Source organism: Paenarthrobacter sp. 10N417 (genome assembly GCF_056394745.1).
The window spans coordinates 22,736-39,389 of sequence record NZ_JBFTIL010000008.1 but is presented as its reverse complement, the minus strand read 5'-3'; the positions used below and the strand labels follow the sequence as shown (position 1 = coordinate 39,389).

At 62.1% G+C, this 16,654-nt stretch carries 8 protein-coding genes; 3 read left to right on the top strand and 5 right to left on the bottom strand.

The window, feature by feature from the left end; genetic code table 11:
* Nucleotides 1–42 precede the first annotated feature (42 nt).
* On the bottom strand, nucleotides 43–1,620 hold the full coding sequence (ffh, locus tag AC1DCM_RS12120; protein WP_442003951.1) for a signal recognition particle protein: 1,578 nt from the start codon (nucleotides 1,618–1,620) through the stop codon (nucleotides 43–45).
* Nucleotides 1,621–1,791: 171 nt separating this feature from the next.
* Here ffh and AC1DCM_RS12115 point away from each other — a divergent pair, with 171 nt between their 5' ends.
* On the top strand, nucleotides 1,792–3,192 hold the full coding sequence (locus tag AC1DCM_RS12115; protein ID WP_477518387.1) for a glucose-6-phosphate dehydrogenase: 1,401 nt from the start codon (nucleotides 1,792–1,794) through the stop codon (nucleotides 3,190–3,192).
* A gap of 78 nt (nucleotides 3,193–3,270) precedes the next feature.
* On the opposite strand, the gene AC1DCM_RS12110 is transcribed toward AC1DCM_RS12115, so the two are convergent.
* Both AC1DCM_RS12110 and AC1DCM_RS12105 read right to left on the bottom strand, forming a co-directional pair.
* Nucleotides 3,271–3,609, bottom strand: coding sequence for a P-II family nitrogen regulator (locus AC1DCM_RS12110; RefSeq protein ID WP_442003949.1), 339 nt, complete (start codon nucleotides 3,607–3,609; stop codon nucleotides 3,271–3,273).
* Nucleotides 3,606–4,934 (bottom strand): ammonium transporter, encoded by a 1,329-nt coding sequence (locus AC1DCM_RS12105; protein ID WP_442003948.1) that lies wholly within the window; start codon nucleotides 4,932–4,934, stop codon nucleotides 3,606–3,608. The genes AC1DCM_RS12110 and AC1DCM_RS12105 overlap by 4 nt, the downstream gene beginning before the upstream one ends.
* A gap of 224 nt (nucleotides 4,935–5,158) precedes the next feature.
* Here AC1DCM_RS12105 and AC1DCM_RS12100 point away from each other — a divergent pair, with 224 nt between their 5' ends.
* Nucleotides 5,159–6,379: an MFS transporter gene (locus AC1DCM_RS12100; protein WP_477518386.1), complete on the top strand. Its 1,221-nt coding sequence runs from the start codon at nucleotides 5,159–5,161 to the stop codon at nucleotides 6,377–6,379.
* A gap of 65 nt (nucleotides 6,380–6,444) precedes the next feature.
* On the opposite strand, the gene ftsY is transcribed toward AC1DCM_RS12100, so the two are convergent.
* Entirely contained in the window at nucleotides 6,445–7,653 is a 1,209-nt protein-coding gene (gene ftsY, locus AC1DCM_RS12095; RefSeq protein WP_442003946.1) for a signal recognition particle-docking protein FtsY, read from the bottom strand.
* A gap of 20 nt (nucleotides 7,654–7,673) precedes the next feature.
* Entirely contained in the window at nucleotides 7,674–11,255 is a 3,582-nt protein-coding gene (gene smc, locus AC1DCM_RS12090) for a chromosome segregation protein SMC (RefSeq protein WP_477518385.1), read from the bottom strand.
* 366 nt (nucleotides 11,256–11,621) lie between these two features.
* On the opposite strand from smc, the gene AC1DCM_RS12085 reads away from it, so the two are divergent.
* A complete protein-coding gene (locus AC1DCM_RS12085) occupies nucleotides 11,622–16,508 on the top strand; it encodes a DUF4082 domain-containing protein (RefSeq protein ID WP_477518384.1) in 4,887 nt (1,628 codons plus the stop codon).
* Nucleotides 16,509–16,654 lie beyond the last annotated feature (146 nt).

Below are 16,654 nucleotides of genomic sequence, written 5' to 3'. Positions count from 1 at the left end.
ACAACGGCGCCAGCTGTCACAGTATTGATTCGGAGGTTCCGCTTACTTACCCAGGAACTTCTCGAAGCCCTTGGGGAGGTTCAGCGTGGACGGATCGAAGTCCGCAGCGCCCTGACCAAACGCCGCACCCGTCGGAGCTGCCGAGGCCGCGTTGGCACGCTTGGCCTCAGCCTCGCGGAGTTCCTGGGCTGCCTTTGCGGGGTTGCCGGAGCGCGCCTTCTTCTTGGGAGCGTTCTTGCCACCCTTGCGGCCGCCGCCTGGGCCGCCCATTCCAGGCATGCCCGGCATGCCGGGCATGCCGCCCTGGGCCATCTTTTTCATCATTTTCTGGGCTTGGGCGAAGCGCTCCAGGAGGCCGTTGACCTCCGAAACGTGCACACCTGAACCCTTTGCAATGCGGGCCCTGCGGGAGCCGTTGATGATTTTGGGAGCAACGCGCTCATGCGGAGTCATGGACCTGACGATCGCCTCAACGCGATCGATTTCACGTTCGTCGAAATTCTCCAGCTGCTGGCGGATGTTTTGGGCACCCGGCATCATCATGAGCATCTTCTTCATGGAACCCATGTTGCGGATCTGCTGCATCTGGGCCAGGAAGTCGTCCAGGGTGAAGTCTTCCTGGTCGGCGAACTTCTTCGCCATCCGGGCAGCTTCGTCCTTGTCCCAGGCCTTCTCAGCCTGTTCGATCAAGGTCAGGACGTCACCCATGTCCAGGATGCGCGACGCCATACGGTCCGGGTGGAAGAGTTCGAAGTCGTCCAGGCCTTCACCAGTGGACGCGAACATGACTGGCTTACCCGTGACCGACGCAACCGAAAGTGCGGCGCCACCGCGGGCATCGCCGTCGAGCTTGGACAGCACGATGCCGGTGAAGTTGACGCCTTCGTCAAAGGCCATGGCCGTGTTGACGGCGTCCTGGCCGATCATGGAGTCGATGACGAAGAGGACTTCGTTCGGGATGATCGCCTGACGGATCCGGCGTGCCTGATCCATCATCTCGGCATCCACGCCGAGGCGACCGGCGGTGTCAACGATCACGACATCGTGAAGCTTCTGGCGCGCTTCTTCCACACCTGCGCTGGCGACCGCCACAGGGTCACCAGCAGGGTGATCCAGCTCCGAGGTTGCTCCCGGGTGCGGCGCGAAGACGGGAACGCCTGCGCGCTTGCCGACAACCTGAAGCTGCGTTACGGCGTTGGGCCGCTGGAGGTCGCAGGCAACCAGCATGGGGCTGTGGCCTTGCGCCTTCAGCCACTTTGACAGCTTGCCGGCGAGGGTGGTCTTGCCTGCACCCTGGAGGCCGGCCAGCATGATGATGGTGGGGCCGGTCTTGGCCAAGCGGATGCGCCGGGTTTCACCGCCGAGGATCTCCACGAGTTCCTCGTTGACGATCTTGACGATCTGCTGGCTCGGGTTCAACGCACCGGAAACCTCGGCACCAAGAGCCCGCTCACGGATGCGGGACGTGAATTCGCGGACCACCGAAACGGCAACGTCCGCGTCCAAGAGGGCACGACGGATCTCCCGGACGGTGGCATCGACATCAGCCTCGGAGAGGCGGCCCTTGCCACGGAGGTTCTTGAAGGTTGCTGTCAACCGGTCAGAGAGTGAATTGAACACGCGCCGTGCACTTCTTTCGATGGTCTGCGATTGGCGGCCAGTGCGGCACGCCAGAGTCTTGACTTGTTCTTGTCCCAACAAATTTGTCTCAACCCCAACAAATCTGCGTCAACCAAKGGACTCGACTATCTAGGGTACCAAGTCGCACCTGCAAGATGGCATGCTGGCACAATGACCAGCAAAACAACTGTAAAAACGTTGCTTATCCTTGGCGCCTCCGGTGACCTGACCGGCAGGCTGCTCCTCCCCGGACTGGCAGGGCTGCTCGCTACCGGTCGGGCACCCGGGTTGCGGCTGGTGGGAGCCGGGTCCGACCCCTGGACGCTGAAGCAATGGCAGGAACGGGTCGAGAGAGCATTTGCGGCCGCATCAGAGGCCGCCGATGCAAGCGGGCGCAACGCTTTGGCAGCTGTGGCCGGATCCACCGAGTACCACCAAGTGGACGTGACTGCCGATGGGCCGCTGGCGGACCTCGTGGCACACTTGGAAGGGCCGATAGCTATCTATTTCGCCCTGCCGCCCCACATCAGCCAGAAAGCCTGTGAAGTCCTGCGCCGCGAGCAATTGCCCGCAGGTACTCGCCTGGTGATGGAAAAGCCCTTCGGTTCCGGAAGCGAATCTGCACGCGAACTCAACCAAACCCTGGCCACGCTGGTGCCCGAGGACCACATCCACAGGGTGGACCACTTCCTGGGCAAGGCCACTGTCCTGAACATTCTTGGCTTGCGGTTCGCCAACCGGTTCCTTGAGCCTGTGTGGAACCGCGATCACGTCGAAAAGGTGGAAATCGTCTTCGACGAGGACCTCGCGCTTGAAGGACGGGCACGCTACTACGACGGCGCCGGTGCGTTACGTGACATGATCCAAAGCCATTTGCTGCACATCATGGCCTTCATCGCTATCGATGCACCAGCCAGCATCCATGAACGTGACCTCCGTGACGCCGTGGCTACGGTCCTGAGGGCCAGCAGCATCAAGGCCCCTTACCACGATTCAACGCGCCGGGCCCGTTATACGGCAGGAACCCACGGGGCACGGACGGTGCCCGATTACACCGCCGAGGAAGGCGTCGATCCTTCCCGCAATACTGAGACCCTGGCCGAAGTCCGCGTAGACATTGACAACTGGCGGTGGAAAGGCGTTCCCTTCCTCCTCCGCTCCGGTAAGGCCATAGGGAGCCGAAGGAAGGAAGCCGTGATCACCTTCCGCCCGGTACCGCACCTGCCCACCGGATTCTCCGGCGTGGACTCCCCCAACCAACTGCGGATTGGATTCGGGCCGGACGTCCTCCAACTCGACGTCGATGTGAACGGTCCAGGGGACATCTTCGCCTTGGACCGGGCCAGCCTCGTCGCAGAGCTCAACGCGGCAGACATGCTTCCCTACGGTGAAGTACTTGAAGGCGTGCTCACGGGCGATCCCTTGCTCTCCGTCCGGGGTGACACAGCCGAGGACTGCTGGCGGATCGTTGAGCCCGTCCTCCGGGCCTGGGAACGGGATACGGTCCCCTTGGAGGAGTACGACGCCGGTAGCGCCGGGCCGGCGGACTGGCCCACCGCCGTCGCGAATTGAGAAAGCGGGCCGGGTACCTTGGCTGGTACCCGGCCGCTTTCGCGCAGGAGTGTGATGTCAGGATTGTGACCTCAGGACTTAGATGGCGGCAGAGCCGCGCTCCCCGGTCCTGACTCGAACTGCTTCGTAGACGTCCACGGTCCAGGCTTTGCCGTCTCCGGCTCGTCCGGTATTCGAGCTTGCGATCAGGACATCCAGGATGTCGTCTGCTTGCTCGTCTGTGGCAAGAACCTCAATGCGAATCTTTGGCAGCAGGTCCACGTTGTATTCGGCCCCGCGGTACACCTCGGTGTAGCCGCGCTGCCGGCCGTAGCCGCTTGCCGCGCTGACCGTCAGGCCCTGGACCCCGTACGCTTCCAGGCCTTCCCGGACTGCTTCAAGCTTTTCCGGACGGACAATCGCTGTGATGAGCTTCATGCCTGGACACTCTCCTTGCCTGATACTGCTGCTTCGGAATCGGCCGGTGCCTTGCCGGTGATGAGGTCATGAAGGGGCTGGAAGCTGCCGCCGTGTCCGCCGATGCCGAATTCGTAGGCCGTTTCAGCGTGGAGGCTGAGGTCCGCCCCGGCAATCTCCTGGCGTTCGCTGATACGGAAGCCCATGAGCTTGTGGATGGGGAAGGCGATGATGAACGTCATGACCCCGGTGAAGATGATCGAGCCAAGCGCCGCGAGGCACTGTGCAACCAGCTGGGTGGTTCCACCGCCGTAGAACAGACCGGCGGGGCCCTGGGTCGGGGTAGCGAGGAAACCGATGGCTACTGTGCCGATGACGCCGGACACCAAGTGCACGCCCACCACATCCAGGGAGTCGTCATATCCGAGCTTGAACTTCAACCCGACAGCGAGGGCAGAGGCGACGCCGGCTACGACGCCGAGGGCAATGGCGCCGAGCGGGGAAACGTTGGCGCAGGCAGGGGTGATCGCAACGAGTCCGGCAACGACACCCGAAGCTGCTCCGAGGGAGGTGGGGTGGCCGTCACGGATGCGCTCTACGATCAACCAGCCGAGCATGGCTGCTGCCGGTGCGGCGAGGGTGTTGATCCAGATGAGGCCAGCCTGCTCCACGGTAGCAGCCGCACCGGCATTGAAGCCGAACCAGCCGAACCAGAGGATTGCCGCACCGAGCATGACCAGGGGTACGTTGTGCGGACGGTGGTTGGGGTCCCTGCCGAAGCCCTTGCGGTTGCCGATGATCAGAACGAGGATCAGGCCCGCAACACCGGCGTTGATGTGCACTACCGTTCCACCAGCGAAGTCGATGACCGGTGCAAACGTCTGGCCGAACCAGCCGTCCTTGGAGAAGAGCCCGCCGCCCCACACCATGAAAGCCATGGGTGCGTATACCAGCGTGGCCCAGATCAAGGTGAAAAGGGTCCAAGCCGAGAACTTTGCACGGTCCGCAATCGCGCCGGAGATCAAAGCCACGGTGATGATCGCGAAGGTTGCGGCGTAGCCAACGTGAAGGAGGTCCGCGGGATCCGTGAAGTTGTGCAGTCCGAAGTGGCTGAACGGGTTCGCGAAGATCTGGAAGAAATTGTCCGTGTTGCTGGTGGACATTGACGCGCCCCACAGCACCCAGACAATTGTCACCGTGCCGATGGCGATGAAGCTCATCATCATCATGTTCAAGGCGGCCTTGGCGCGGGTCATGCCACCATAAAAGAATGCCAGGCCCGGGGTCATGAACAGCACTAATGCTGAAGCGACCAGGAGCCAAACGAGACCGGCGGTGAAGTCCATGTCTGCGTCCTCTCTGCTTAAGATGCGGGCTAAGCCGCCTGTGCCAACGCATTTGCGTTCTACATAAGAGTTTTGCGGCGCAGTGTTTCGCCTGCGCAGGTTTTACATTGCAGGCTCGTTACAACAACCTCCCCAACGTAAATGGTGCATATCACCGTTGTTACGGATATGTTTCATGCGTCACACTTCACCGCAAATACACAGAATTGAAGGACCCGCACCACATGACTGAGTCGCCCAGATCCGTTGAAGATCCAAGGATCCGGCGGGAGAAGGAACCGCTGCCCCGCGACATCAAGGTGATGTTGGCTGCAGCGTTCTTAATTGCGCTGGGCTTCGGGCTGGTAGCACCGGTACTCCCTCAATTCGCCACCACCTTCGACGTCGGAGCCACCGCTGCCGCCGTCATTGTCAGCATTTTCGCTTTCATGCGGTTGGTTTTCGCCCCGGCAGGGGGCTCGCTCATCGGACGCTTCGGCGAACCGAACGTGTATGTGTCCGGCCTGCTGATCGTTGCCGCTTCCACTGCCGCCTGCGCTTTCGCCCAGAACTATTGGCAGCTGCTGATTTTCCGGGGGCTCGGCGGAGCGGGTTCCGTCATGTTTACAGTCGCCGCCATGGGGCTGCTCATTCGTTTGGCACCACCGGAACGAAGGGGCCGTGTTTCGGGCGCATACGCGTCGGCCTTTCTGATTGGGAGTGTCCTGGGCCCGGTTGTTGGTGGCCTGCTGGCTGGCTTCGGCCTTCGGGTACCGTTCCTTGCCTACGCGGCGGCCTTGCTCGTTGCAGCACTGGTGGTCCGTACAATGCTCAGCGGCGAGGGTACGCCCGGACAGGATGCCACCCACGCTCCGCCCATGACGTTGAAGGAGGCGCTGGCGGATTCAGCGTACCGGGCGGCTGTGTTTTCCAGTTTAGGTAATGGCTGGGTGACTTTTGGTGTGCGGATGGCCACGATTCCGCTCTTTGCCGTCGCGGCACTTCAGTCGCGACCGGAGACCGCGGCATGGGCTTTGGCCGTCTTTGCTGTAGGCAATGCCCTCGCTTTGACGTTCTCCGGGCGCCTCGCCGATGCCTGGGGAAGGAAGCCCCTGCTCATTCCCGGCCTTGTCATCACTGGCCTCGCCACTGGAATCATCGGTTTGACGACGGATCTTCCGGCATTCTTCGCTGCTTCCGCCGTGGCCGGCTTCGGTTCCGGCTTGCTGGGCCCGGCGCAGCAGGCTGCTGTCGCTGACGTCATTGGCCGTGGGCGCTCCGGTGGCAAGGTGCTGGCAGTCTTCCAGATGGCCGCAGATACCGGAGCCATCATCGGGCCCGTCGTGGCTGGAATCCTCGCCGATCGCTTCGGCTACGGACTTGCATTTGCTGTCACGGGCGGAGTGCTGCTGCTTACGGCCATGGCATGGCTCCTTGCGCGCGAACCCCTTAAAAGCAAAAACTGACTGACAGTAGTGGTTGCTTTGATCACTCAAAACAACCACTACTGCAAGTCAGTTGGGCGCCGGCGCTAGTTAAGCAGGGCGTCCACAAAGCCCTCAGCATCGAACGGTGCGAGGTCGTCTGGACCTTCGCCGAGGCCGATGAGCTTGACGGGCACACCGAGGGACTTCTGGATAGCGACCACAATGCCGCCCTTGGCCGTGCCGTCCAATTTGGTCAGCACAATGCCTGTGATGTTGACCACTTCAGCAAAGACGCGTGCTTGGTTCAGACCGTTCTGACCCGTGGTGGCGTCCAGGACCAGCAGGACCTCGTCCACCTCGGCCAGTTTCTCGATGACTCGCTTGACCTTGCCGAGTTCGTCCATCAAGCCGGTCTTGTTCTGCAGGCGTCCGGCGGTATCCACCATGACGACGTCGACCTCCTGGTCGATCCCCGCTTTGACAGCTTCGTAGGCAACGGAGGCAGGATCGGCGCCATCGATGTCTGACTTAACGGTGGGTACGCCGACACGCTGGCCCCATGTGGCCAACTGCTCAGCAGCTGCGGCGCGGAAAGTGTCCGCAGCACCGAGCAGCACGTCCTTGTCCTCGGCCACCAGCACGCGCGCCAGCTTGCCAACCGTTGTGGTCTTGCCCACACCGTTGACACCAACAACAAGCACGACGGCGGGTCGGTCACCCTTGCGCTCGACGTTGAGGGAACGGTCCATGGTGGGATCCACGAGCTTGATGAGTTCTTCACGGAGCATGGCCTTGACATCCTCGGGACTGCGGGTGCCCAGCACCTTCACGCGTTCCCGGAGGGCATCAACCAACTGCATGGTGGGCTCGGTGCCGAGATCGGCAAGGAGCAGTGTCTCCTCAACCTCGTCCCACACGTTCTCATCAATTTTGTCCCCGGACAGCAGAGCCAGCAGACCCTTGCCCAGAATGTTGTTCGATTTAACCAAACGGGCGCGGAGGCGAGTGAGGCGGCCTTCCACAGGCGCCGGCGTCTCTACTGCGATGGTCTCCAAGCCGGCGGCGTCATCCGGAACATCGGCACCTTCGACTCGTCCGTCGAAGGTTGGGGCAGGAGGTGCTGTAACGGCGTCCGGCCGGTCCTCCACAAGGGTTCCGCTGCCTGCGGCCGATGACTGAACGGGGTCATTGGCGTCCCGCGTTCCAGGGTAGTTGGCGCCGGACTTCCGGGCCTTCATCAGTACCGGCACCAGCCCGCCGACCACGACGAGCGCAGCGAGAATGGACAGAATTATGGGTAGGAAATCGTTCACTCCCCTACCTTCTCATAAAGCTATGCCCCGGCACCGAGCCGTTGGCTGATGACGGTGGACACCCCGTCGCCACGCATCGTGACGCCGTAGAGGGCATCCGCGACTTCCATGGTGCGCTTCTGGTGCGTGATGACGATCAACTGACTGGACTCCCGAAGCTCTTCGAAAATCGTGATGAGCCGGCTCAAGTTGGTGTCGTCCAAGGCCGCTTCCACTTCGTCCATGACGTAAAAGGGTGACGGCCTGGCTTTGAAGATCGCCACCAGCAGTGCCACAGCTGTGAGTGATCGTTCGCCGCCGGAGAGCAAGGACAACCTCTTGATCTTCTTACCTGCCGGCCTGGCTTCCACCTCGATCCCAGTGGTCAGCATGTCGTCCGGATCCGTCAGGACCAGTCTGCCCTCGCCTCCGGGGAAGAGCCGTGCAAAGACGCGGTCAAACTGCGCTGAGGTATCGGCAAAGGCTTCGGTGAAGACCTGTTGGACGCGGTTATCGACTTCTTTGATGATGTCCAGCAAGTCCTTCCGGCTGGACTTGAGGTCCTCCAGTTGGGAACTGAGGAACTGGTGACGCTCCTCAAGGGCGGCAAACTCTTCCAGCGCCAAGGGGTTGACTTTGCCCAGTGCCGCCAATTCACGCTCGGCCTTTTTTAGCCTTTTCTCCTGCTCCGCCCGGTCGAAGGGAATTCCTTCCACGAGCGGTACACCCGCTTCGTCTACCGGTGCGCGGAGTTCCGCCCATTTGTCCGTGGTTGCGCCAGCCGGCTGTGGGACAGGTTGATCGGGGCCGTAATCTGCAACGAGCTGTTCGGCCGATAATCCGAGTTCCTCGATGGAGCGGGCCTCCAACGCTTCGATGCGAAGACGCTGTTGGGTCCTGGCCATCTCATCCTTGTGCACGGAGTCGGTAAGTTCGGCGAGTTCCTTTGCCAGCGACTCGTTGCCGGAGCGTACGCCGGACAGTTCCCTCTCCAGTTGCTCGCGTGCTTGCTCGGCAACGTAGCGTTCACGGGCCGCGAGATCCACTGATATATCGATGAAACGAAGCGCTTGCTCAACGGCCGACACCACTGCACCAGCACGTTGGGCTTGGGCTCGCCGTCTCTGCGCCCGGCGTGCGGCTTCTTCACGGGCCCGCCGCTCCGTAGCTGCTGCGCGTTCCAGGGAGGCCGCCCGGCCAGCGATGGCCCCCAACTGCTCTTCTGCCGTGCGCAGGGCAAGCCGGGCTTCCATTTCGTTGGAACGAGCCAACCTCGCCTGCGCCGCGAGTTCATCCCGCTGGTCGGTGGAGGGTTCCTCGTCCGGAGCTTCCTGGGCGGCGGCGAGCCGCTCGGCCGCGACTTCAAGGTCCAACCTGGCTTCTGCAATGTTCGCTTCCGCGCGCGCCAACGAAGACTCCAGGCGTTCGCTTTCACCGACCGCGCTTCGCAGAAGTGAGTTCAAGTGCCCCAGGCGCTCTGCCACGGCGGCAAGGCGGGCATCGGATTCATGCAGCCTTTCCAAGGCAGCATCGGCCCGGTCTTGCGCCTCGGCCCGGCGGGCTTCAGCGCCAGCCAGGGCAAACCGGCCCCGTTCCAATCGGGCAGTTACCTCCAGAAGTCCGGCAACAGCCTCGTCCACTGCTGCCTGGATCTCCAGCAGGGAGGGCGCGGTGGTTGAGCCGCCCTGGGCGGTCAGCGACGTGAAAACATCCCCTGCGCGGGTGACCACCTTGAGTTGGGGGTGCCCACCAATCAGCGCTGCAGCACCTGCCGGATCATCGACGACGGCGATCCCGGCCAGCAGGGCCAAGGCACCTTGGGCAGCCGGTTCCGTGACCTTGAGGACGTCCACCGCCCATCTGCAGCCAGCCGGGAGCTGTAAGGAGGACGCTTCAGTAGCCCCAGGCCAAACGTCAGCCAACAGCAGCGCGGCCCTGCCGGCGTCGTCCGCTTTTAACAGTTGGATCGCGGCCACGGCGTCAGCGGAGTCCCCGACCACGAGCGCGTCCGAAGCAGAGCCCAGCGCCGCTGCTATCGCGGCCTCATAACCTGGCTCAATGGCCAGCATCCCGGCAAGCGGCCCCAGGATCCCTTGGACATCTCCGGAGAGCAGGCGCTCCGAGCCGTCCTTGCGGTTGAGACCCAAAAGGAGAGCGTCCCGGCGGGCGGTCAGGGCATCCCGTTGGCGAAGTGCTTCCCGTTCTGCCGATTTCAGCTCTTCGATCTCCGCCAGCGCGGCGTCCAGGGCCTCAGTGGCATTCTCGTACTCGGCGTCAAGGCTCTCTTCGCCGTCTTCAACCCCTGCAACCTGGGATTCGAGTGCTGCGAATTCGCTCTGGGCGTGGCGGCGTCGCTCGTTGCCCGCGGCCAATGATTCGCGGAGTCGGCCACGCTCCGCCTCCGCCGCTTCTGCCCTGGAGCGTGCGGCCGCGACCTGGCCCGCGAGCCTGGCGAGCCCTTCGCGGCGGTCAGCTGCTGCCCTTAACATGGCCGTCAGCCGTTTGTCCTCGGCGGCTGCGAGCGCCTCCGCAGAATCCTTCGCCACTGTTGCTTCCAGGAGGGCGGCCTGCTTGGCAAGGATGTCGTGTTCCAAGACGGCCTGTTCCCCCCGGACCTTCGCCGCCTGGCGCTCCAGCTGTTCGGGGTCCCGACCGGCGTCCGGCAAGGCTTCTGATGAGCCCAGCAGCCGACGACGCTCGGCTGCCAGGGAACCCAGCGAGCGGAGCCGCTCACGGCCTGCTGACAGCTGGTACCAGTTGTCCCGTGCTGCATTGAGCCGGGGGGTTGCTTCGGCTGCTTGCTGCTCCAATGCGGCCTGGCGTCGTCGGCCATGGCCCAGTTCTGCCTCGACCACCTGCCGGCGTTCCTTGAGGGCGGCTTCGTCTGCGACATCCTGTTCCAGGCTCGATGTCAGTGCAACGAGGTCGTCGGCGAGGAGCCGGGCGCGGGCATCCCTGACATCGAATTGGACTGTTTGTGCACGCCGGGCGATTTCTGCCTGCTTGCCCAAGGGGGTGAGTTGGCGGCGGATCTCTGCGGTGAGATCGCCAAGTCGGGCGAGGTTGGCCTGCATGGCTTCGAGCTTGCGGACGGTTTTTTCCTTGCGGCGCCGGTGCTTGAGGATACCTGCGGCTTCCTCAATGAAACCGCGACGGTCTTCAGGCGTCGCGTGCAGTACCCGGTCCAGCTGGCCTTGGCCCACTATCACGTGCATCTCGCGTCCCAGTCCGGAATCGGACAAAAGCTCCTGGATGTCCAGGAGCCGGCAAGGCGCACCGTTGATGGCGTATTCGGAGCCTCCCGTCCGGAACAGTGTCCGGGAAATCGTGACTTCGCTGTACTCAATGGGAAGCGCGTTGTCCGCGTTGTCGATGGTCAGGGAAACGTGGGCGCGTCCCAACGGAGGCCTGCCCGATGTGCCGGCAAAGATGACATCTTCCATCTTTCCACCGCGCAGCGTCTTGGCGCCTTGCTCCCCCATGACCCACGCCAGGGCATCCACGACGTTGGACTTACCCGAGCCGTTGGGACCGACGACGGCGGTGACGCCGGGCTCGAAGTCGAACGTCGTGGCCGACGCAAACGACTTGAATCCGCGGACAGTCAGACTTTTCAAATGCAAGGTGGTTGGTTCTCCTGGATGGCCTGTTGTCAGCCCTTGCCGGTGGCTGTATCTCCCTAAATCTACTGCCGTTTGGCCGAAATCCATGGATCTGTAACGGGAAAGCCTTGCGGCAGGGATGCCGCACCCCTACACTCCTGCCAAGGGTTACTTGGCGGATTCGCTCCGGTGATCCGGCTTCGACCTGAAGGTCCCTCGGGTAAAGGCTGGATACGGTATAGATATTCGGAAACGATCATCCAAGTGCAGAACCCGTATTCCATAACTGAAGATCTTGGTTTGACCCTGGCTGGGGAGCGGCAAGCAGGGACCGTGCGCTAGACGCGGACCCATATTCGCAATTGGCGTACCACTCCAGGAGTTCTGATGACCGGTCCTTCAGCTACCCGACCACAGCAAGTCCTCAAAGGCTTTCTCTTGCCTTTGGTGATTGCCATGGTTGCAGCTTTGCTGCCTCTTACTGCCCCGGCGGCCGTCGCAGCGGGACCATGCGACCCCGGAATGAATCCTGTGGTGTGTGAAAATTCCAAACCCGGAAGTCCACCTTCAGAGTGGGACATTGATGGTGCCGGTGACGACAGCATCCAAGGCTTCTCCACGGAAATCAGCGTCAATGCGGGGCAGGCAATCAAGTTTAAGATCGACACCAGAGCTCCGAGTTACTCCATCGCCATCTACCGCACCGGCTGGTATGGCGGCAACGGAGCACGCAAGATCGCCGATGTCACGCCCTCGGCGTTCCGCCAAACCCAACCAGCTTGCCGGAGCGATCTCACAACGGAACTCTATGACTGCGGCACGTGGGCCGTTTCGGCGACGTGGCAAGTTCCTTCGACGGCAGTCTCCGGCGTCTACATCGCGCTCCTCACGCGGCCCGACACAGGTGGGCAGAGCCACATCACCTTTATTGTCCGCAACGACGGCAACCACTCCGCCGTTGTCTTCCAGACTGCCGACGAAACCTGGCAGGCCTACAACACGTACGGCGGTTCAGACTTCTACCAGGGCGCCAACAACGGCCGGGCCTATAAAGTCAGCTACAACCGTCCTGTAGCCACCCGGGACGGGATTGGTGGCCGCGACTTCTATTTCGCCAATGAATACCCCATGGTGCGCTTTCTGGAGCAAAACGGATACGACGTCAGTTACATCAGCGGCCTCGACTCGGACCGCAACGGAGCCGAATTGCTCAACCATAAGGTGTTCCTGTCCGTGGGCCATGACGAATACTGGTCCGGCCCGCAACGCGCCAATGTCACTGCTGCACGGGACGCGGGCGTCAACCTCCAATTCCTCTCCGGCAACGAAATGTATTGGCGCACCCGATTCGAACCGTCCAGTGTCGATGGTGCGGCGGGGAGGACGTTGACCTGCTACAAGGAGACCTGGTCAAACGCCAAGATCGATCCCACTGCCCAATGGACGGGAACCTGGAGGGATCCGCGGTTCGCCTCGCAGGCGAATGGTGGTGGCCTCCCGGAAAACGGCGTAACTGGGACGCTTTACATGTCTAATTTCACTGATCTTCCCGTGACTGTCTCCGCTGCGGAGGGAAAGACGCGCCTGTGGCGGAACACGTCCTTGGCCTCACTTGCAGCAGGCTCTTCGGCAGTGCTGGCTCAGCACACCATAGGTTATGAATCCGACGAAGACTTAGATAACGGCTTCCGGCAGGCGGGCCAGATCCAGCTGTCAACCACCACTGGAGCCGTCAGCGAATACCTCCAGGATTTCGGAAACACAACCAAGCCCGGCACCACGACACATCACCTGACCCTCTACCGGGCTCCCAGCGGCGCACTGGTGTTCTCTGCCGGCAGCGTCCAGTGGACGTGGGGACTGGACCAGGAACACGACGGCACCGGCGCCCCCGCCGATGCCCGTATGAGGCAGGCCCAAGTGAACCTGCTTGCAGACATGGGTGCCTCGCCGGCCTCCCTTGCTGCAGGGCTCGTTGCAACTGCGGCCAGCGGGGACAAAACCGGCCCGACTGTCACCATCAACGCACCAGCCGATGGTGCCTCACTGGCTCATGGAACCAACGTGACTGTCAGCGGAACTGCAACTGACGTCGGTGGTGTGGTTGCCGGCGTCGAAGTTTCAACGGACGGCGGTGCCACGTGGCACCCAGCCAGCGGTAAAGCGACGTGGACTTACAGCTACATTCAGAAGGGCCTTGCCACCGCGACAATTCAAGTGCGTGGCATTGACGACAGCGCCAACATCGGTGCTGTGGCCACCCGAAACCTCAGCCTGAACGGCCCTTACAGCGTCTTTGGGCAGACAGTCCCGCCGACGGTGGACTCCGGCGACGCCGGCGCGTACGAGATGGGTCTGCGGTTCTCTCCCTCCGTTGACGGATTCGTCACCGGTGTCCGGTTCTACAAGAGCACGGCCAACACCGGAACGCACACGGGATCCCTCTGGAGCGCTACCGGTACCCGCCTGGCTACCGCGACCTTCGCCAGTGAGACAGCGTCCGGTTGGCAGACTGTGCTGTTCAGCCAACCCGTCCCGGTGACTGCGGGCCAGAAATACACGGTCTCCTACTGGGCGCCCAAGGGGCATTACTCCACGAAGGACTTCCAGTGGGCCTACACCGGATTCAACGACCCCCCGTTGAAAGTGGCAGGTGGCTTCGGCGCTGAAGCGGCCGGTGTGTACAACACATCGCAGGGCTTCCCCACCTCGAGCTTTAACGGCGGCAACTACTTTGTGGACGCGGTGTTCAGCACCACAGACACCTCACCACTGACTGTTTCCGGACAAACACCCATCCCCTCTTCCTCGAGTGTCTCCGTTTCGACCACGGTGAGCGGTGTCTTCTCGAAGGCCGTCACTGCTACCACCATCCAATTGACCGTAAAGACCTCTGCCGGCGCGGTTGCGGGCACCACCACCTACGACGCCGTGGCCCGGAAGGCGACGTTCACACCGACGTCCCAACTGGCGTTTAGTACCCAATACACGGCGACGCTTGCCGCCACGGCTACCAACGGCGGGCAAGTAACCTCGGGAGGTACGTGGTCGTTCACGACTGCTGCCACCATTCCACCCCCAGGGTCCTGCCCCTGCAGCCTGTACAACGATAGTGTCACCCCCGGCATCGCCGAGATCCAGGACGGCGTTCCCTTGACACTGGGTGTCCGCTTCTCCAGCGTGTCCGCGGGGCAGGTGACAGGAGTCCGCTTCTACAAGTCGGCAGGAAACACCGGCACTCACACTGGTGCCCTGTACTCCTCCAGCGGACAACAGCTGGCGACAGTGACCTTCGCCAACGAGAGCAGTGCGGGTTGGCAGACGGCTATGTTCAGCCAACCTGTCCAAATGGCTGCCAACACCGAGTACATCGCCTCGTACAAGTCGCTGACGGGTGCCTACTCCGCTACCAGCAACGGTTTTGGCTCGGGTATGAGTGTAGGCCCCTTGCGGACAGTGTCCGATGCGGGCGCGTACTCGTATAGCACCGATTTCCCGAGCTCCCGCTCTACGGCCAGCTACCTCGTGGATGTCGTAGTCATGGTCTCCGCACCGCCATTTACTGTGGGTAACCAGTCTCCGCTGCCAAACGCCTCCAGTGTGCCGTTGGATACGACCGTCAGCGGTGTGCTCTCCGAGGCTGCCGTAACTTCCAGCGTCGCGCTTTCGCTAAAGACAGCAGGTGGCGCTGCGGTGGCCGGCGCCACAGCGTACGACCAATCAACACGCAAGGTCACGTTCACTCCCAGCGCCCCGCTGGCTGCCGGAACGAGCTACACGGCCACCGTAACCGCAACTGCCGTGTCCGGGACGCCGATCTCAGGAAATACCTGGACGTTCGCCACCGTCCCTGCACCGCGCACCCCGGGCGTATGCCCCTGCACGCTGTATCAGGACACCACCACCCCCACCACTCCCGAAGTGAACGACGGCGCGGCACTGGCCTTGGGCGTCAGGTTCAGCAGTGATACGGCGGGCCAGGTAACAGGAATCCGCTTCTACAAATCTGGCGGCAACACCGGGACACACACCGGTTCCCTCTACACGACTGCCGGACAACAACTCGCCACTGTTACGTTTACCAACGAATCAAGCATGGGCTGGCAGACGGCAACCTTCAGTCAACCCGTCAACATCCAAGCGGACACTGAGTACGTAGCAGCCTACAAAGCTCCCACCGGCACGTACTCATACACTGCAGGCGGATTCGGTGACGGCTTTGCGAGCGGTCCTTTGCGGGTGGTTACCGATTCCGGAGCCTACTCGTATAGCGGCGACTTCCCGAATACGGCATCCACTGCCAGCTATATGGTGGACTTGGTCTTCGCTCTGGCTCCGCAGCCACTGAGCGTCACGGCCCAGGTGCCGGCACCTGGAGCAACCGGGATCCCTACTGATGTGAAACCCTCCATCACGTTCTCCACCGCCATCAACCCCAGCGCGTCCTTCACGCTCAACGCCAGCGGAGCGTCGGTAGCGGGAACAGCAGCATTGTCCGCAGATTCCAGGACCATCACCTTCACACCTGCAGCTGCACTGCCTGCCAGCACTGTGATCACGGCCACTGCCTCCAATGTAGCGACACCCCAGGGACAGACCCTTCCGCCAACCACCTGGCAGTTCACTACGGCGGCGGCAACAGCGCAGCAGAGCACCATCTTCGGTTCGCTCCTGCCGCAAGTTGCGCCGGCATCCGAGACGAAGTCCGTGGAGCTCGGAACGGCGTTCAGCGTTTCGCAAGCAGGCAACGTAACGGGTATCCGCTTCTACAAGGGCACCGGAAACACAGGTACGCACGTAGGATCGCTGTGGAACTCGGCTGGCACCCGACTGGCACAGGTGACCTTTACCAACGAGACCGCTACGGGGTGGCAAACTGCTACATTGTCGGCTCCGGTGGCCTTGTCGACCGGCCAGACCTACGTGGTGTCCTACCGCGCACCCAACGGCCGCTACTCCTACACGTCTGGCTTCTTCAACCAGACCTGGACGAGTGGGGTATTTACGGCTTCTGGACCTAATAACGGCGTGTACCGATACGGTTCCGGAGGTGTGATGCCTGCGAACTCATTCAATGCCACGAACTACTTCGTGGACGTGGTGTACTCCACCAGTGCTGCTCCGGCACAAGCGCAGACACAGACGCAGACCACGGCGACAGCAACTCCAACTCCAACCCCAACCCCAACCCCAACAGCGACTCCCACACCCAGCCCATCCCCGACTCCCACCCAGTCAGGTGGTTTGGTCTGCGGCCTTCTCGGGATCTGCTGAGGATCTGTTGAGGATCTGTTGACGCGTTAACACGCCTCGGAATTGCTAACGTCCGGCCCCCTGAACTTCAGGGCCGGACGTTAGCATTTAACGTCAGAGTTAACCTCAGCTATTGCACGGGCACAGCACGCCGCTCACCATCCACG